Origin of the sequence: Pseudomonas sp. CBC3, from assembly GCF_037967085.1 — a bacterium.
Lineage (GTDB): Bacteria > Pseudomonadota > Gammaproteobacteria > Pseudomonadales > Pseudomonadaceae > Stutzerimonas.
Genome location: NZ_JBANEO010000001.1, coordinates 639311 through 657080, shown reverse-complemented (window position 1 = coordinate 657080; position 17770 = coordinate 639311). Strand labels below are relative to the sequence as shown.

Here is a 17770-nt window from a genome sequence, read left to right as displayed (position 1 = left end):
TGGTGGTGCGCGAAGCGCGCCCTACGAAAAGCTCGTGCACAGTGGAGTGGTCCCTCCGTGGCCGTACCGCATCGTTGCGAAAGCGTGCGGATAAACCCCATGCCGCCTCCGCGGGGTTCGCATGAAATTGGACTTGCTCGATTCGCCCTTCGACGGCCGCTCGCTGATCGAGGCCAGTGCCGGCACCGGCAAGACCTGGACGCTTACGGCGCTCTACGCCCGCCTTTTGCTGGAGCGGCAGCTGTCGGTGGGGCAGATTCTGGTGGTCACATACACCACCGCTGCCACCGCCGAGCTGCGCGAGCGCGTCCGCGCGCGGCTGGCCGATCTGCTGGCAGTCTATGAAGGCACGCCCAGCGATGACGACTTTCTCAATCGCCTCCATGCCCGCTACCCGGACGACGCCTCGCGGCGGCGCCTGTTGCTGGCTGTGCATGGCTTCGACGAGGCGGCGATCTTCACCATCCACGGCTTCTGCCAGCGCGCCCTGCAGGACGCGGCCTTCGAGGCGGGCGGCGACTTTGATAGTGAGCTGACCGCCGACGACCGCGAGATCATCGATGCCCTACTCGCCGATGCCTGGCGCAGCGAGCTGGCCGATGCCGATCCAGCCTGGGCGCGGTTTCTGGCCAAGAGCCGGATCACGCCGCTGTGGTTGCGCCAGCGTTTGCGCAGCCATCTGGGCAAGCCCTATCTGCGTGTCGAACCACAGGGGGCACCGGTCGCGGCTGACCTGCGTCCGGTCGAGGCAGCCTGGCATCGGGCCGCGGCGCTCTGGCAAGAGGCCGGCAAGGCCTGGATCGCCGAGCTTTTCGCCCACGGCGGACTCAGCCAAAGCACCCACAAAAGCATCAAGTTCGAGCTTTGGCAGGGCGAGCTAGACACCTATTTCGCCGATCCGGCGGTGATGTTCGACCTACCCGAGGGCGCCGCCAAGTTCGGCGTGCGGGCCTTGAGCAAGGCCTGCAGGAAGGGCTTCGATGCGCCCGTCTGCGAGCTTGCCCATGCGCTGGACGAGCTGGCTGACCGGGTGGCCGAGGCGCTACCGGCCGGCAAGCAGCGGTTGATCGCGCTGCAAGTGGCGCTGCTCGAACGGCTCAACCGCGAACTGCCGGAGCGCAAGGCGGCGCAGCGGCTGCTGGCCTTCGACGATCTGCTCAATCGCTTGAACCAGGCGCTGCAAGGACCAGTTGGCGAGGATTTGGCGGCCTCGCTTCGCACCACTTACCCGCTGGCGCTGATTGACGAATTCCAAGATACCGACCCGATCCAGTACGCCATCTTCGACCGCATCTATGCCAAGGGCTGTGAGGCCTCGCTGTGCTTCGTCGGCGACCCCAAGCAGGCGATCTATGCGTTCCGCGGCGCGGACCTGGCGACCTACATCACCGCGCGCAATCAGGCCGACCGACCCTACAACCTGCCGACCAACTACCGCTCCACGCCGGCATTGATCGCTGCGCTGAATCAGCTGTTCGATCATCCGCAACCGTTCGCCCAAAGCGACCTGCAATACCCGCCGGTGGGCGCCGCTGAGAAATCGCGTGCCAGCCTGTGTCTGGTAGAAGAGGGTGAGGCGGCGCCGTTGTCGCTGGTCTGGCTTGGCGACGATCCGCTCGGCAAGGGCGAGGCCGCGCAACTGGCGGCCTGCGACACCGCACGGCGCATCGCCCTGCAGCTGGCTGCTGCTGGCGAAGGTCGTGCCGGTTTTGAAAAGGACGGCGTGTTCACGCCACTCAAGGGTGGCGACATTGCCGTGCTGGTGGCAAATCACCGTCAGGCCGGCATGATTGCCGACGAGCTGGCTGCGCGCGGTGTGCCCAGCGTCCGCCGTGGGCGCGACAGCGTCTGGCGCAGCGAAGAGGCGACCGAACTTGCCGCGGTGCTGGCCGCCTACGCCGAGCCGGGTCGCGAGGGTTTGCTGCGTTACGCCCTGGCTACGCGCTTGCTGGGCCGCAGCGCCGCCGATCTCGCGCGTTGCCAGGACGACCAGCAACAGTGGGACGCCGAGCGTGAAGCCGCCGAACGCTATCACCAGCTTTGGCAGCAACAAGGTTTCATGCGCGTGTTCCGTGCCTGGCTGGACGAGCAGGCCGTGGCCGAGCGGCTGCTGGCGCGGGTTGATGGCGAGCGTCGGCTGACCAATCTGTTGCACCTGGGCGAATTGCTGCAGGCCGAGAGCTTGTTGCGCCCCGGCCTCGAACCCTTGCTCGCCTGGTTCAACGCGCAGCGCGGCAGCGAAGGTGCCGGCGAAGAATCGTTGCTACGCCTGGAAAGCGATGCCGAGCGGGTACAGATCGTCACCATCCACACCAGCAAGGGCCTCGAATACCCGCTGGTGTTCTGTCCTTTCCTCTGGGACGGCAAGCTCCTGGGCAAGAACCGAGACAGCGCCCGCTGCCACGATGACAGCGGTCAGCCGCTGCTGGATTTGGGCAGCGACGAACTGGAAGAAAACCTCGAACGTGCACGTCAGGAAGTCTTCGCCGAACAGCTGCGCCTGGCCTACGTTGCCCTGACCCGCGCCCGTGACCGGCTTTGGCTGCATTGGGGGCCAGTGAGCCTGCCTAAAGCGAAAAAGGATGGCAGCCTGCCGGACGAAGGCCTGCACAGCAGTGCTTTGGCCTGGCTGCTGCACGGTCGGGCGTTGCCCGGCAATGACGGGCTGAAAGAGCTCGGCAATCATCTGGCCGACGTGAACTGCGCCAGCCTGCGTACCGCCATCGAGCGGCTTGTCGCGGTAAGCGAAGGCAGCATGGCGCTGCTATCGCTGGAGCAGCACGAAGCCAGCGCCCAAGGACCAGGTCGCGCGGCACCTCCACAGCAGTTGTCGCAGCTCAACCGCAGCCTGCACAGCGCCTGGCGCATCGGCAGTTTTTCCGGTCTGGCCGCCGGTATGCATATGGAGGCGCCAGATCGCGACGCCCTGGCGATCCCCAATGCCGGCGAGCCGGGCAGCGGCTTCTTCGCGTTCCCGCGCGGCGCACGGGCCGGTACCTGCCTGCACGCGATCCTCGAAGATTGGGCGCGGGGTAAGGGCGAGCTGCCGGAGCTGGTCGAGCCGGCGTTGCAGGCCTATGGGCTGCCGCTGGAGTGGAAAGAGATCGCCTCCGCCCATCTGCAACAGGTCTTGGAGACCGACCTGGATGGCGCTGGTCTGAGCCTTTCCGGCCTGCAAGCCGCGCGGCGATTGCCCGAGCTGGGCTTCACTTTTCCGGTTCAGGATCTTGATGTGACGCGCCTGCGTACGCTGCTGACCGACCCGGCCAACGGCCTCGCCGGACCTCTGCGCGAGGCGGCGGCTCGCTTGGAGTTCGACAGCCTAAAAGGTTTTCTCAAGGGCTTCATCGACTTGACCTTCGAGCATGATGGCCGCTGGTACATCGCCGACTACAAATCCAACTGGCTTGGCCCGGACGCCAGCTACTACGGCGGCGAGCGGCTGCTGCAGGCGCTCGCCGGTGAGCACTATTACCTGCAATACCTGATCTACCTGGTGGCGCTGCGCCGCTTTCTGCGCCAGCGCCTGGCAGACTTCCGCGACGAGCAGCTGGGCGGTGCCTTCTACCTGTTCCTACGCGGGATGCCCGAGGCTGGCGTGTACTTTGCGAGGCCGGACGATGCGCTGCTCGATGCGTTGGATCGGTTGTTCGAGGAAGGTAGATGATGCGAGACGCATGTTCTGTGAAGTGGGGCGAGCAGAGGTTTGCTTCAGCACAACGCCCATGTGGTGCACTTTTTGGTGGGCTAAAGCCCACCCTACAGGTGGCAAGCCTGGAGTCGGCGCGCTCCAACTTTTCTGTAGGGTGGGCTTCAGCCCACCGCGTGAACGGCGCGACGCCTACCGCGTGGAGGGACGCGCAATGACGCTTCGCTCGGATCTGCCGCTCGGCCCGTTGGAGCGTGCCTTCATTGACGGTTTGCGGCGCCTCGATCCTGAGGCCGCGGAGCCGGTGCTACTCGGCGCCGCGCTGTGTTGCGAGGCGCTTGGTAACGGCGACGTTTGTTTGCAATTGGGGAGCCTGGCTGGCAAACGTCCCTGGCCGGATCACGATGTCAGCCTGCCGCCACTCGCTAGCTGGCGTGAGCAGCTGACGATATCCCCGCTGATCGGTGGGCCCGATGACTACGCACCGCTCACGCTCGTCGGCGACCGCCTCTATCTGTCCCGTTACCAAGCTTACGAACAGCAACTGGCCGAACAGCTGCTGTCCCGCTCGGCGGATGTGCCGGAGGTAGACGAACCGCAGCTCAGCGAGAGTCTGGCGCGGTTGTTCGCCTTCAATCAGCAAAGCCCCGACTGGCAGCGGTTGGCTGCGGCGCAGGCGGTACGCCGTCGGCTGGCAGTGATTTCTGGCGGCCCCGGCACGGGCAAGACCACCACCGTGGTGCGGTTGCTGGCGGCGCTGCTGGAGCAGCCTGGCGGTGAGCGTTTGGCGATTGGTCTCGCAGCGCCCACTGGCAAAGCGGCGGCGCGCATGGCCGAGGCGATTCGCAATGCCAAGGCCAGTTTGCCGATAAGCGATGCGCTCAAGGACGCGCTGCCGGACGAGGCGCGCACGCTGCATCGCCTGCTCGGCAGTCGCGGCGACAGCCCGAAAGTGCGCCACGACGCGGCCAACCCGCTGGCGCTGGACGTGCTGGTGGTGGACGAGGCGTCGATGGTCGATCTGGCGCTGATGGCCAAACTGGTTGTCGCGCTGCCGCCAAAGGCACGGCTGATCCTGCTCGGCGACAAAGATCAACTGGCCGCGGTGGAGGCCGGCGCGGTGTTCGCCGAACTCTGCGAAGGGCGCGGCTTCGACGCCCAGGCAGCGGGTGATTTGCAGCGCATCACCGGGCAAAGCGTGCCGGTTGAGACGCCGCGCTCGCGCCTGGGTGATGCGGTGGTGCTGTTGACCCACAGCCATCGCTTCGCCGGCGACAGTGGCATCGGCGAACTGGCGCGGCGGATCAACGGCGGCGACGCCAAGGGTACCGTCGCGTTGTTGCAGGAAGGCCGCGCGGATCTCGCCTGGAACGCGGCGCCCACTTCCGCTGCGCTGATCGAACGGCTGGAGCAGGGTTATGCGCTTTACCTGCAGGCCGCACGGCAAGCGGACCCGACCGCTGCATTCGATGCCTTCAATGGCTTTCGCGTACTGACTGCTCAGCGCGAAGGCGCCTTTGGCGTGACCGGTCTCAACGAGGCGTTGGAGGCGCGCTTCAAGCGGCGCCTCGGCGTGCCGGCTCGCGAACGCTGGTATCCGGGGCGTGCGGTGATGGTGCGGCAGAACGATTACGCGCTGGGCCTGTTCAACGGCGACATTGGTCTCTGTCTGAAAACCGAGCACGGCCTGCGGGTGTTTTTCGAGGGGGATGATGGCTATCGCGGCTTCGCCCCGGCGCGGCTGCCGAGCCATGACAGCGCCTTCGCCATGACCGTGCACAAAAGCCAGGGCTCGGAGTTCGATGAGGTGCTACTGGCGCTGCCGGAACAACCCAGTCCACTGTTGACCCGCTCGCTGTTCTACACCGGCATTACTCGCGCCAAGCGCAAGGTGGAAATTTGGGCGCTGCCGGCGCGTCTCGCCGAGGCGGTAAACACCCGTGCCGAGCGAGCTGCGGGTTTGGCTGAAAGACTGGTGCTACACGAGGCAGCGACCAGAGCCACAGAAGAGCCTCTACCGGGCTCCTCTGCAACCGAGCCGACGGGAGATCAGCTCAGCTTGTTCTGAGCGTGCACAGCTAAGTCAGCATGATCGCAGCGCATCGCAACTTGTTTCGTGAAGCGGTTGTGCGTTTGGGTCGCGCAATTCTGTTCCGATGGCTGTACGTCGATCACCGGGACACCCGATGAAAACCTTCTTTTTTCTGGTCTGGGGCTTGCTTAGCCTGTTGCTCACAGCGGCCGTATTGCGTCAGCTCTGGCTTGATCCCTCTCTGGCCAGCATTTTGATGCTGCTGCTGGTTGGCTATTACATCTTCTGCTTCTTTCAGCTGATCCGTGCCGCCTATCTGCCGTGGGGCTTGCTGGGTTCGTATCGGCGCAGTGGTTATTGGCTGTGCCTGATGCTGCAGCCGCTGACGCTGATTCCACTGCATGCTGCATACAAGGTTTGGGTGCAGGGCGGCTACGTGGCGGTTGAAGCTTCGCGGCGTACCGCATGGCTGCACAATCTGCTCGGTTGGCTACAGGACGCGCTAGGCTATCTCGGGCCCCTGCTTACGCTCTGCGCGTTGGGTGTCGGCCTGGCAGTGGCGCTGCTGCGCTTGCTTCGCACGCAGGATCTGCGCTGATCATCCGTTCAACAACGTCAGCACCAACGGCAAGCTGGCCGCAGCGAGCAGCGTCTGCAGGGTGATGATGCCGGCCATCAGGTGGCTGTCGCCTCCAAGTTGGCGGGTCAGGACGTAAGCGGTGGGTGCGGTGGGGAGGGCGAAGAACAGCACCAGGATGGTCGTCTCCATGTCCGGTAATCCGAGAGCCAATGCCACGCCATAAGCCAGCAGCGGGACGGCCAGCAGGCGCACCGCGCTGTTCCAGCCCAGCGCCGGGATCTCCCCGCTCAGCTCCTGCGGCTTGAGTGCCGCGCCGACGCAGAGTAGCCCTAGCGGTAAGCTGGCAGCGGCCAGCAGGCTCAATAGTCGATCGGTCCCGCCGGGCAAACCCAGCCCTGCGAGGTTCACCAGTGCACCGGCCAGGCAGGCGAGAATCAGCGGGTTCTTGATGATCGGCAACAGCAGCGAACGCACGTTGACGCCACGCTCGGCGGTCAGCGCCCACACCGACATCACGTTTACCGTTGGCACCATCAGCGCCAGCATCAGTGCCGCCAGCGCCAGGCCTTCCTTGCCGAACAGGCTGCCGACCGCCGCCAGGCCCAGATAGGTATTGAAGCGTAGTGCGCCCTGGGCAAACGCGCCGAAGCGAGCGGCCGGCCAGCCGCGCATCCGCTTGACAAGCAACAGTCCGATCCATACCAGCCCCAGTCCGAGCATGACCGCGCCGGCCAGGCGCGGCAGTGCAGGATTGTTCAACGGCGCAGTGGCCAGGCTGCTGAACAGCAGCGCCGGGAACAGCACGAAATAGTTGATTCGTTCGGCGCCCGGCCAGAAGGCCTCGTTGGGGAATTCTTTCAGCCGTAGAAAATAGCCGGCAACGATCAACGCAAATAAAGGCCAGAGGGCGAGCAGAAGGGCAGTCACGCGATACATCCAGTGGTGCATGTAGATAGGCGATAGTGCGGCGTTGCGTTTGTGTCCGCAAGCCAGACTTAGTGGCGCTGCACCGAGGCTGGCGCTCATCGGAAAAACGAGCACGATGATGCCTAATTGATATCATGTGCGCGCTTCTGTATATGAGCGTCTCCCATGCGAACCATAGAAACCAAGTCCGCCGAGGATTATCGGGACACACCGTACGGGCAGCAGCTGCTCGATGGTTTCCGACGCCTGCTGTTCGCACCGGACCTGGAACGCGAATTCCGCCGTTATATTGGTCGCCAGGCGCGATTGGCGCAGCAGCTAGGTGCCTGTCTGCTGATCCTGGTGGTCTGCGGTTACCTCTATGTCGAACACCAGCTATTCGGTGATCACGATCCCGACTGGTTGCGTGAGTTGACCGTGTTGCGCCTGCTGCAGATCGTGCCCGGTCTGGCAATCCTGGTGCTGACGCTGTTCATGCGACGGGCGCGAATCATCGCTAACCGTATGTTCCCGGCGTTCCTTGTGCTGATCGGCGTGATCGCGGCGCGGATCGACATGCAATACGAGCTCACCCAGCCGGAGCTCGCCTTTCGCTATGGCGCCGGCCTGTTGATCGTCTGCTCGTTCTTCTTTCTCGGCGTAACCTTCTGGCGTGCCCTGGCCAGTGCGATGGCGATCGTTCTGTTCGATGTACTGATCGCGGTCGTGGTGCTTTCACCGAGCGAGCTGCTGGTGCACTGGATTTCGGTCAGCTATTACCTGCTGTTGCTGGTGCTCGGAGCGATCAGCCGCTACGTCCATGAATACTCGCAGCGCGAGCAGTTTCTGATGCGCAAGTTGCTCGGCTGGGTCGCTCAGCACGATGCCATGACGGGGTTGGCCAACCGCCGCAGCTTCGATAGCACCTTGCCGCAGACGCTGTTACAGGCGCGGCGCGAACGCAAGCCGCTGGCCTTGTTGTTGCTCGATCTGGATAACTTCAAGGACTACAACGACAGCCTCGGTCATCCGGCGGGCGATGCATTGATTCGGGAATTCGGTACGCTGCTCGCGGGCTTCTCGCGGCGGCCGCTGGATCTGGCGGCACGGGTGGGCGGTGAGGAGTTTGCGCTGCTACTGCTCGATTGTGATGCGCAATCGGCACAGGCCATCGCCGGACAGATACTGCAAAAGTTGGAAGAGCGTGCGTTGCCGCATCCGGCCTCGGTGCATGGTGCTCACGTCACGTCGAGCATTGGCGTGGCGGTGCTGCAGCCGGAGCAGACGCCCGAACAGCTGTATCACGCCGCCGACACGGCCTTGTACGAAGCCAAGCAGGCCGGCAAGAACCGCTACGCAATGAGCGCCGGTCAGACAACCGAGGCCCGCAGCTGCTCAGCGGCGTGGTGATACCGGGCGAGTGCGACCGCTACCGTCGATGGCCACGAAGACGAACACCGCCTCGGTAACCTTGCGCCACTCGCTGGAAACAGGATCGTCGCTCCAGACCTCCACGAGCATGCGAATCGAGCTGCGCCCGACATCCAGCGTCTGGGTATAGAAGGACAGCTGCGCGCCCACCGCCACCGGCACCATGAAGGCCATGCGATCGATGGACACCGTAGCGACGCGGCCGGCTGCCACGCGGCTGGCCATGGCGGTCCCGGCCAGATCCATCTGCGAGACCAGCCAGCCACCATAGATATCGCCGAACCCGTTGGTCTCGCGTGGCAGCGCAGTGAGTTGCAGGGCCAGATCGCCCTGTGGAATCGGATCTTCCTGTTCGTATTCTTTCATCGGTCGACTCGCGGCGCGGTTGTTGTTCTGGCGCGAAAAAACCCGCGGTAGTGCGGGCCGGGGCGAGTATAGCGGCTGAATGTTTCAGCAGCGACCGTGCAGTCGCGTCTCCGTTGTCGTAACCAGATTGTCACATTCCGTTCATAGAGTGTTCACGCGGCCTGCAGACAATGGCCCCCGTTCCAACACACTCGAGCACACCCCTGCTAGGAGCAAGGTATGACACTGAATCGTTTGATGGCGGCCCTGACCTTCGTTGCCGCTGGTGTAGGCGCTGCCAGCGCTGTTGCCGCTGTTGATCCGGCATTGCCGACCTATGAGAAGACCTCCGGCGTTTCCGGCAACCTGTCCAGCGTCGGTTCCGACTCGCTGGCCAACCTGATGACCCTGTGGGCCGAAGACTTCAAGCGCAGCTACCCGAACGTCAACATCCAGATTCAGGCTGCCGGTTCCTCCACCGCACCGCCGGCTCTGACCGAAGGCACTGCCAACATGGGCCCGATGAGCCGCCCGATGAAGGACAACGAAATCCAGGCCTTCGAAGAGAAGTACGGCTACAAACCGACCGAAGTGCCGGTCGCCATCGACGCCCTGGCTGTGTTCGTACACAAGGATAATCCGATCAAGAGCCTCGACATCGAGCAGGTCGATGCCATTTTCTCCAGCACCCGTCTGTGCGGTGGCGAGCAGGACATCAAGACCTGGGGCGATCTGGGTCTGACTGGCGAGTGGGCCAGCAAGCCGATTCAGCTGTTCGGTCGCAACTCCGTGTCCGGCACCTACGGTTACTTCAAGGAAGAAGCCCTGTGCAAGGGTGACTTCAAGCCCAACGTCAACGAGCAGCCGGGCTCCGCCTCGGTGGTGCAGTCGATTTCCAGCACCCTGAATGCCATCGGTTACTCGGGCATCGGCTACAAGACCTCCAGCGTCCGCGCCGTTCCACTGTCCAAGGGTGGCGAAGCCTTTGAAGCCAGCGAAGAGAACGCCCTGGCTGGCAAGTTCCCGCTGGCACGCTTCTTCTACGTCTACGTGAACAAGGCCCCGAACAAGCCACTGAGCCCGATCGATGCCGAGTTCCTCAAGCTGGTGCTGTCGAAGCAGGGTCAGGAAGTCGTGGTCAAGGACGGCTACATCCCGCTGCCGAAGACCGTTGTCGACAAGACACTGAAAGAACTGGGTCTGGAAAACTAAGGCCTGCTGCCAGGCTTGCGGCGCCCGCTGCGAGCCTGATCAAGACGCCCGCCACGCATTTTTGCGCTGGCGGGCGTCGTCGCGTCACCTCGCTGTAATGTTTCTGTCACACGGCTTTATTAAATTAGGCGCCCGACCGGCCCTCCGTAGCCAGTAGAAACGACTCGCTCCCAGAGGCGCGGCAGTTTTAGCGGCCTGAGCGGCCAGGACCCTTCGCATGAACGATATAGAGACCATGAGCGCGAATTCCGATGTGCAACGGCTGGACTTCAATACCCCGGCTCTGCAACGCAAGCGCCGCATCCGCGCGCTGAAAGACAACCTGGCGCGTTGGTACGTCTCCATCGGTGGCCTCGCCGTGCTGGGCGCCATCTGCCTGATTTTCTTCTACCTCGCCCAGGTCGTCCTGCCGATGTTCCAGGGCGCGGAGCTGGAGGCGCGTGATGCGCAACAGCCCGCCTGGCTGGCCGACGCTGGTGAGCCGCTGTTGCTGGCCATGGAAGAGCAGAACCAGGTCGCCATGCGCCTGGGTAACGATGGCCTGGTGCGCTTCTTCAGCCTGCGGACCGGCGAATCCCTGCGCACCATCGAACTGCCGCTGCCGGCTGACAGCCGCATCGTCTCGGTTGGCCAGGACACGCCGGGTAACCGCCGCATCGTGCTGGGCCTGGACAATGGCCAAGTACTGGTCGTCGAGCACAACTACAAGATCACCTACCCGAACGGCGACAAGACCATCACCCCGCAGCTGGATTATCCGTTCGGCCAGGAACCGCTGCAGCTCGACCCCGAAGGTCGGCCCATCGCCCACGCCGCGGTCAGCCTGAATGGCAAGACCCTGATGGTCGCTGGCGCCACTGACGGCGCGCTGCAGGCCCTGCGCATCTCCGCCACGGAAAATCTGCTGACCGGTGAGACCACCCTGGAGGAAGTTCGCCTGGATCTGCCGCAGCTATCCGAGCCGATCAAAGCGCTGCGCATCGATCCGCGCCATATGTGGCTGTTCGCGGTGAGTGGCCGGGCCAGCGTCGACGTCTTCGATCTACGCCGCAAGCAACTCAACGGGCGCTACAAACTGCTTGGTGGCAAGGGTGAAATCACCAGCGTCGCTGCCTTGCTGGGTGGCATCTCGCTGATGGTCGGTGACTCGACGGGCGGCATCGGTCAATGGTTCATGGTGCGCGGCAGCGATGGTCAGGCCGAGCTTGAGAATGTGCGCAACTTCCAGCTAGGCAGCCAGCCGATCACGCAAATCCTTTCCGAAGAGCGCCGCAAGGGCTTCCTCGCCCTCGACAGTGCCGGCACCCTGGGGATCTTCCACAGCACCGCGCATCGCACGCTGCTGACCGAACCGGTCGCCGAGGGTGCGGCTGTTGCTGCCCTGTCGCCGCGGGCCACCCGCCTGCTGGTGGAGTCGGGCGACCAGCTGCAGCGCTTCGTGATCGATAATCCGCATCCGGAGATTTCCTGGAGCGCGCTGTGGGGCAAGGTCTGGTACGAAAGCTATCCGGAACCGGATTACGTCTGGCAGTCGACCTCCGCGACCGGTGACTTCGAACCCAAGCTGAGCCTCTCGCCACTGGCCTTCGGTACCCTCAAGGCGGCGTTCTACGCCATGCTGCTGGCGGCACCGCTGGCGATCTGCGCGGCCTTCTACACCGCTTACTTCATGGCCCCAGCCCTGCGCCGCAAGGTCAAGCCGGTGATCGAGCTGATGGAAGCGCTGCCGACGGTCATCCTGGGCTTTTTCGCCGGCCTGTTTCTCGCGCCCTATCTGGAAAACCACTTGCCCGGCATCTTCAGCCTGTTGCTGCTGATGCCGCTGGGGATTCTGCTGGCTGCCTGGCTCTGGAGCCGACTGCCGGAAAACGTTCGCCTGAGCGTGCCGGAGGGTTGGGAGGCGGTGCTGCTGATCCCGGTAATCCTGGCGGTGGGCTGGGGCTCGCTGGCCGTCAGCGGCTATCTGGAGAACTGGTTCTTCAGCGGCGACATGCGCTTGTGGCTGACTAACGAAATGGGCATTCCCTTCGATCAGCGCAACGCGTTGGTGATCGGCCTGGCGATGGGCTTCGCGGTGATCCCGACGATCTACTCGATCGCTGAAGACGCCGTGTTCAGCGTGCCGAAAAGCCTCACCCTGGGTTCCCTGGCGCTGGGTGCGACGCCCTGGCAAACGTTGACCCGCGTGGTGCTGCTGACTGCGAGTCCGGGCATCTTCTCGGCACTGATGATCGGCATGGGCCGCGCGGTCGGCGAAACCATGATCGTGCTGATGGCCACCGGCAATACGCCGATCATGGAAGCCAACATCTTCGAAGGCATGCGCACCCTGGCGGCCAACGTCGCGGTGGAAATGCCCGAATCGGAGGTAGGCAGTACCCACTACCGCGTGCTGTTCCTCGCCGCGATGGTGCTGCTGATGTTCACCTTCGTGATGAACACGCTGGCCGAGCTGATTCGCCAGCGCCTGCGTCGCAAGTACGCCAGCCTCTAAGGGCCACGCCTGCGGGCACTGACAAGCGTGCAGCCCTTGGCTGCGACAAGATTTCGACAAAGGTATCGATCCGTGAAAAAGGATTCGCTGACAAACTGGATCAAGAGCGGCACTCCCTGGATCTGGATGAACGCCGGTGCGGTCTCCATCGCCGTGATCATGACCCTCGGCCTGCTGGCGGTGATCGCCGTGCGCGGGCTGGAACACTTCTGGCCGGCCGACGTCATGGTCGCCGATTACCAGGTGCCCGGTGCCGAGCCACGCGTGCTGGCCGGCGAGCTGGTACAGGCCGAAGAGGTACCGCGTGCCCGTCTGGCCGCCAGCGGTTTGCCGGTGGACGTCGAGGGCGGCGAGTTCATGACCCGCGAGTTGCTCAAAGTCGGCAACCGTGAGGTCTATGGCGCGGACTTCTCCTGGGTCGTCGGCGAATGGTTGAGCAACCCGCGCAAGCCGGCTGAATTGATCGTCATCGAGCGTCGCGAATGGGGCAATTTCTATGGCGAGCTGCTGAGCGTCAAGGAAAGTGAACAGCTGGTCGCTGAGGGCGATGCCGCCTGGGCCGAGCTGCAGCGCCGCATCGAGCGCATCGACGAGCTGCATGCGCAGATTTCGCATCTGGAAAAGGCCGATATCGGCCGCATCAACCATGGCCTCGAGCGTTTGCGCCTGAAGACCCGCAAGCTGGAGCTCGACGGTGAACTCGATGCCGCCGCGCAGGCGCAGCTGGACGCCGAGCGCGCCCAGTGGGATGCCGAGTACAAGGCGCTCGAGGGCGAACTGGTGTCGCTCTACCAGAGCTTCAACCGCGACAGCATCGTCGTGCGCACCATGGACGGTCAGGAAAAGGAGATCACGCTCGACAAGGTTGTGCGCGCCTATCGACCGAACGCCATGTCGGTGGCCGACAAGCTGGGCTTCTACTTCGCCAAGGTCTGGGAGTTCGTCAGCGACGAGCCACGCGAGGCGAATACCGAGGGCGGCATCTTCCCGGCGATTTTCGGCACCGTGCTGATGACCATCATCATGGCGGTGATCGTTACTCCGTTCGGTGTGATCGCGGCGGTCTATCTACGTGAATATGCCAAACAGGGCGTGCTCACCCGCATCATCCGTATCGCGGTCAACAACCTTGCCGGTGTTCCGTCCATCGTCTACGGCGTGTTCGGCCTGGGCTTCTTCGTCTATGTACTGGGTGGCTCGCTCGACCGCATCTTCTATCCCGAAGCGGCGCCGGCTCCTGTCTTCGGTACGCCAGGCCTGATGTGGGCGTCGCTGACCCTGGCGATCCTCACCCTGCCGGTGGTGATCGTCGCCACCGAGGAAGGCCTGGCGCGCATTCCGCGGATGATCCGCGAAGGCTCGTTGGCCCTCGGTGCGACCAAGTCGGAGACGCTCTGGAAGGTTGTATTGCCCATGGCCAGTCCGGCGATGATGACCGGCCTGATCCTCGCCGTGGCCCGCGCTGCCGGCGAAGTGGCACCGCTGATGCTGGTGGGTGTGGTCAAGCTGGCGCCTTCGCTGCCGCTCAACGGCAACTACCCTTACCTGCATTTGGACCAGAAGATCATGCACCTGGGCTTCCACATCTACGACGTCGGCTTCCAGAGCCCCAACGTCGAAGCAGCGCGGCCGCTGGTCTACGCGACGGCGTTGCTGCTGGTGCTGGTGATCGCGACGCTCAACCTCAGTGCGGTCGTCATCCGCAACCACCTGCGCGAGAAATACAAGGCGCTGGATCATTAACAGCAGCTGCACGCTTTAAGCGGCAAGCCTCAAGAAAAGTGAGGAGTGCCGGTTTGAGCTTGCGGCTTGTAGCTTGCAGCTTGTGGCTGCGAACGGAGTGAGCACATGCAATCGAATACCCATTCCATCGACATTTCCGCCCTTGGCCGCGACAAGCGCAGCCTCAGCCTGGCCGACGAGCCGGTGGCCATCGAGGTGCCGGATTTGAGCCTGTACTACGGTCAGAAGCAGGCGCTGTTCAACGTCAGCATGAACATCCCGCGCCAGCGCGTGACGGCCTTCATCGGCCCGTCCGGTTGCGGCAAGTCCACGCTGCTGCGCTGCTTCAATCGGATGAACGACCTGGTCGACGGTTGCCGCATCGAAGGCGCCATCAACCTTGATGGAACCAACATCTACCGCAAGGGTGAAGATGTTGCCGACCTGCGTCGCCGTGTTGGCATGGTGTTTCAGAAACCCAACCCGTTCCCCAAGAGCATCTACGAGAACGTGGTCTACGGCCTGCGCATTCAGGGAATCAAGCAGAAGCGCGTGCTGGACGAAACCGTCGAATGGGCGCTCAAGGGTGCAGCGCTGTGGGAAGAAGTGAAGGACCGCCTGCATGAATCAGCGCTGGGCCTTTCCGGCGGTCAGCAGCAGCGTCTGGTCATCGCTCGGACCATCGCCGTGCAGCCCGAAGTGCTGCTGCTCGACGAACCCAGCTCGGCGCTCGACCCGATATCGTCGCTGAAAGTCGAAGAGCTGATCTACGAGCTCAAGGCTAAGTACACCATCGTCATCGTCACCCACAACATGCAGCAGGCCGCCCGCGTCTCCGACTACACCGCGTTCATGTACATGGGCAAACTGATCGAGTACGGCGACACCGATACGCTCTTTACCAACCCGGCTAAGAAGCAGACAGAAGATTACATCACCGGCCGCTACGGTTGATGTCTGGCCATGTCAGAGCGCGCCCGGCGGCGTCGGCGGAACTTGCCGTACAAAAACGTACTGTCTGCGTTCCGCCTCCTTGCCGGACACACTCTGCCAAAGCCCAGACGGGCTCGCGTGGTTTCCAATTTACCTGGGTGCGCTGCGCACCAGCGCCGCCTAGCGGCAGCCTCCTCGGAGCGAAAGACATGATCAGCAAAGACAGCCACACCCAACACATCTCCCAGCAGTTCAACGCCGAGCTGGAAGAGGTGCGCAGTCATCTCCTGGCCATGGGCGGGCTGGTGGAGAAGCAGGTCAACGACGCAGTCACCGCGCTGATCGAGGCCGATTCCGGACTGGCCCAGCAGGTGCGCGACGTCGATGATCAGATCAACCATATGGAGCGCAACATCGATGAGGAATGCGTGCGCATCCTCGCCCGTCGCCAGCCAGCGGCCTCCGACCTGCGGCTGATCATCAGCGTCTCCAAGTCGGTGATCGATCTCGAGCGCATCGGCGACGAAGCGACCAAAATCGCCCGCCGCGCCATCCAGCTATGCGAAGAAGGCGAGTCGCCGCGCGGCTACGTCGAGGTGCGTCATATCGGCGACCAGGTGCGCAAGATGGTGCGCGAGGCGCTGGACGCCTTCGCCCGCTTCGACGCGGACCTGGCGTTGTCCGTGGCGCAGTACGACAAGACCGTCGACCGTGAATACAAGACCGCCCTGCGCGAGCTGGTCACCTTCATGATGGAAGACCCGCGATCGATCTCCCGCGTGCTCAACGTCATCTGGGTGCTGCGCTCGCTGGAACGCATCGGCGACCACGCCCGCAACATCGCCGAACTGGTTATCTATCTGGTGCGCGGCACCGACGTACGCCACCTGGGCCTGACGCGTATGGCGGAGGAAGTTGCCAACAAGCGCGACTGAAAATCGGCGGGGCCCTGTTGGTGGGCTGAAGCCCACCCTACATAACTGAACCTTGAGGCTGGCCGGCGTTCCGCGTAGGGTGGGCTTCAGCCCACCATCGGGACAGGCGAGCCGGGTCAGCTCCCGCGCAGCTCTGCCTGCAATGCATCGAGCGCTGCCTGGCGTTCGCTGTCCTGCAGCCGGGCGCCGGGGTTGAGCGAAGACCATGCCGGATGCGCCCGGCAGCGCTGTAGCGCTTCGGGTAGCTTGCCCTCGCGCCAGGCTTTGTCGTCCGGTGCATTGAGGCGGATGGCGTCCATGGCGGCGTGGCCTCGGGCGGCGAGGGCGATCAACAACTGCCGTTGACGCAGGGCGAGCAGGCGCAGCACCGCATCGTCGACGGTCAATTCTCGCTGGCCTTTGAGCTTGCCGAGCAGGCGGTTGCCGTAATGCCTGGCCGTCTGTGCGCCGCCGCCCGCGATGGCGCCGAGTAGCGCGGCGGCGCCGAGGGTGATGCCGCCGACCATCAGATCCACGCCGGCCCCGGCGGCTGCGCCCGCGGCCATCCCCCCACCGATTTTCACGCCCAGCTGTTTGAGCGTTTCGGGATTGAACAGGTCATCGCCCCAGCGGCCGTCGAGCAACGGCAGGTCGGCAGCGGCGGCGTCCTGTAAGCGAAAGCCGTAGAGGCGCAATAACGCTTCAACACAACGCTGCTCGCGGGCGCGCACGGCGTCGTGCAGTTCGCGGATCGCGCCGCGTTCCAGGTCCGGCTGGGCAGCGACGCTGCGACGACAGGCGGCGACATCCACCAGCAGCTCGGCAATGAGCCGATTGCCCTCGCTCAGCCGCGCAGCGGCCTGGGCTTCGTGGTCATCGATCAGGCGCTGCAGTTTCGGGCGGGACTGCTCCAGCAATAGCGCCAGGCTTTCATAGAGCCGGCGTTCACCATCGATCGGCGGCGCCACGCTGTCGAAACGCACCAGCGCATGCAGACCCAGCCGCGCCAGCGCTTCGCGCCACTGCTCTTCGCGGTGACCGGGCTGGGCGACGAAGTTGAGCACCGGCAGCAGGGGTTTGCCACAACCGGCGAGCACCGCCAGTTCGTCCTTGTACTTGGCCAGCACCGGCTCGCGGGCATCGATCACATAGAGTCCGGCGTCGCTAGCAAGCAACTGGCGCAGCACCTTGGCTTCCTGCTCGAAACGCTGGCGCGCCTCGCTGCCGTCGAGAAAACGTGCGGTGCGCGCCGGACCATCGAGGCGTTCGCCGGGGCGTTCGATTCGCTCCAGGTGGTCGAGCAGGGCGATGGCATCTTCCAGGCCGGGCGTGTCGTAGAGTTCCAGCAGCGGCTCGCCTTCGACCGACAACCGCGCGCCTTCGACGTGGCGGGTGGTGCTCGGTCGATGCGAGACCTCGCCAAAGCCGACATCGCGGGTGAGGGTGCGCAGCAGCGAGGTCTTGCCGACGTTGGTGTGGCCGACCAGCGCGAGTTTCAGAGGGGCGCTCATAGGAGGCCTCCGCCGCTCTGCAGGAAGGCAAAGGGTGGCTC

Annotated in this window: 12 protein-coding genes; 9 read left to right on the top strand and 3 right to left on the bottom strand. The window is 64.0% G+C overall.

The window, feature by feature from the left end:
* Positions 1 to 121 precede the first annotated feature (121 nt).
* From recB to V6943_RS02935, 3 genes are all read left to right on the top strand, one after another.
* On the top strand, positions 122 to 3667 hold the full coding sequence (gene recB / locus V6943_RS02945; RefSeq protein ID WP_340552560.1) for an exodeoxyribonuclease V subunit beta: 3546 nt from the start codon (positions 122 to 124) through the stop codon (positions 3665 to 3667).
* Positions 3668 to 3863: 196 nt separating this feature from the next.
* On the top strand, positions 3864 to 5717 hold the full coding sequence (recD, locus tag V6943_RS02940; protein WP_340552559.1) for an exodeoxyribonuclease V subunit alpha: 1854 nt from the start codon (positions 3864 to 3866) through the stop codon (positions 5715 to 5717).
* Positions 5718 to 5835: 118 nt separating this feature from the next.
* The gene (locus V6943_RS02935) at positions 5836 to 6279 is read left to right on the top strand and encodes a hypothetical protein (protein WP_340552558.1); all 444 of its coding nucleotides are present in this window, start codon (positions 5836 to 5838) and stop codon (positions 6277 to 6279) included.
* Here the strand turns inward: V6943_RS02935 and V6943_RS02930 are convergent, their stop codons facing one another.
* On the bottom strand, positions 6280 to 7209 hold the full coding sequence (locus tag V6943_RS02930; RefSeq protein ID WP_340553017.1) for an AEC family transporter: 930 nt from the start codon (positions 7207 to 7209) through the stop codon (positions 6280 to 6282). It lies immediately after the preceding gene.
* A gap of 144 nt (positions 7210 to 7353) precedes the next feature.
* On the opposite strand from V6943_RS02930, the gene V6943_RS02925 reads away from it, so the two are divergent.
* A complete protein-coding gene (locus tag V6943_RS02925) occupies positions 7354 to 8577 on the top strand; it encodes a GGDEF domain-containing protein (RefSeq protein WP_131649456.1) in 1224 nt (407 codons plus the stop codon).
* Here V6943_RS02925 and V6943_RS02920 read toward each other — a convergent pair.
* Positions 8563 to 8964 carry an acyl-CoA thioesterase gene (locus V6943_RS02920; protein WP_131649457.1) on the bottom strand — a complete coding sequence of 134 codons (402 nt, stop codon included), beginning with the start codon at positions 8962 to 8964 and terminating at the stop codon, positions 8563 to 8565. The genes V6943_RS02925 and V6943_RS02920 overlap by 15 nt on opposite strands.
* A 219-nt stretch (positions 8965 to 9183) precedes the next feature.
* Here V6943_RS02920 and V6943_RS02915 point away from each other — a divergent pair, with 219 nt between their 5' ends.
* The 5 genes from V6943_RS02915 to phoU all read left to right on the top strand — a co-directional run bounded on the left by V6943_RS02915 (position 9184) and on the right by phoU (position 16239).
* Positions 9184 to 10155: a PstS family phosphate ABC transporter substrate-binding protein gene (locus tag V6943_RS02915; protein WP_181099458.1), complete on the top strand. Its 972-nt coding sequence runs from the start codon at positions 9184 to 9186 to the stop codon at positions 10153 to 10155.
* Between the two features lie 217 nt (positions 10156 to 10372).
* On the top strand, positions 10373 to 12649 hold the full coding sequence (locus V6943_RS02910; protein WP_340552557.1) for an ABC transporter permease subunit: 2277 nt from the start codon (positions 10373 to 10375) through the stop codon (positions 12647 to 12649).
* Between the two features lie 126 nt (positions 12650 to 12775).
* Positions 12776 to 14392 (top strand): phosphate ABC transporter permease PstA, encoded by a 1617-nt coding sequence (pstA, locus tag V6943_RS02905; protein ID WP_340553016.1) that lies wholly within the window; start codon positions 12776 to 12778, stop codon positions 14390 to 14392.
* Positions 14393 to 14497: 105 nt separating this feature from the next.
* On the top strand, positions 14498 to 15325 hold the full coding sequence (pstB, locus tag V6943_RS02900) for a phosphate ABC transporter ATP-binding protein PstB (protein WP_131649461.1): 828 nt from the start codon (positions 14498 to 14500) through the stop codon (positions 15323 to 15325).
* Positions 15326 to 15513: 188 nt separating this feature from the next.
* A complete protein-coding gene (gene phoU / locus V6943_RS02895; RefSeq protein ID WP_131649462.1) occupies positions 15514 to 16239 on the top strand; it encodes a phosphate signaling complex protein PhoU in 726 nt (241 codons plus the stop codon).
* A 116-nt stretch (positions 16240 to 16355) separates the two neighbouring features.
* Here phoU and V6943_RS02890 read toward each other — a convergent pair whose 3' ends face one another.
* Positions 16356 to 17729 carry a GTPase/DUF3482 domain-containing protein gene (locus tag V6943_RS02890; protein WP_340552556.1) on the bottom strand — a complete coding sequence of 458 codons (1374 nt, stop codon included), beginning with the start codon at positions 17727 to 17729 and terminating at the stop codon, positions 16356 to 16358.
* Between the last annotated feature and the right edge of the window lie 41 nt (positions 17730 to 17770).

What these genes read in the sequence shown, in the direction of transcription:
- phoU (WP_131649462.1), top strand. Translation starts at nt 15,514, where the DNA reads ATGATCAGCAAAGACAGCCACACCCAACACATCTCCCAGCAGTTCAAC.
- V6943_RS02930 (WP_340553017.1), bottom strand. Translation starts at nt 7,209, where the DNA reads ATGCACCACTGGATGTATCGCGTGACTGCCCTTCTGCTCGCCCTCTGG.
- recB (WP_340552560.1), top strand. Translation starts at nt 122, where the DNA reads ATGAAATTGGACTTGCTCGATTCGCCCTTCGACGGCCGCTCGCTGATC.
- pstB (WP_131649461.1), top strand. Translation starts at nt 14,498, where the DNA reads ATGCAATCGAATACCCATTCCATCGACATTTCCGCCCTTGGCCGCGAC.
- recD (WP_340552559.1), top strand. Translation starts at nt 3,864, where the DNA reads ATGACGCTTCGCTCGGATCTGCCGCTCGGCCCGTTGGAGCGTGCCTTC.
- V6943_RS02925 (WP_131649456.1), top strand. Translation starts at nt 7,354, where the DNA reads ATGCGAACCATAGAAACCAAGTCCGCCGAGGATTATCGGGACACACCG.
- V6943_RS02890 (WP_340552556.1), bottom strand. Translation starts at nt 17,729, where the DNA reads ATGAGCGCCCCTCTGAAACTCGCGCTGGTCGGCCACACCAACGTCGGC.
- pstA (WP_340553016.1), top strand. Translation starts at nt 12,776, where the DNA reads ATGAACGCCGGTGCGGTCTCCATCGCCGTGATCATGACCCTCGGCCTG.
- V6943_RS02915 (WP_181099458.1), top strand. Translation starts at nt 9,184, where the DNA reads ATGACACTGAATCGTTTGATGGCGGCCCTGACCTTCGTTGCCGCTGGT.
- V6943_RS02935 (WP_340552558.1), top strand. Translation starts at nt 5,836, where the DNA reads ATGAAAACCTTCTTTTTTCTGGTCTGGGGCTTGCTTAGCCTGTTGCTC.
- V6943_RS02920 (WP_131649457.1), bottom strand. Translation starts at nt 8,964, where the DNA reads ATGAAAGAATACGAACAGGAAGATCCGATTCCACAGGGCGATCTGGCC.
- V6943_RS02910 (WP_340552557.1), top strand. Translation starts at nt 10,373, where the DNA reads ATGAACGATATAGAGACCATGAGCGCGAATTCCGATGTGCAACGGCTG.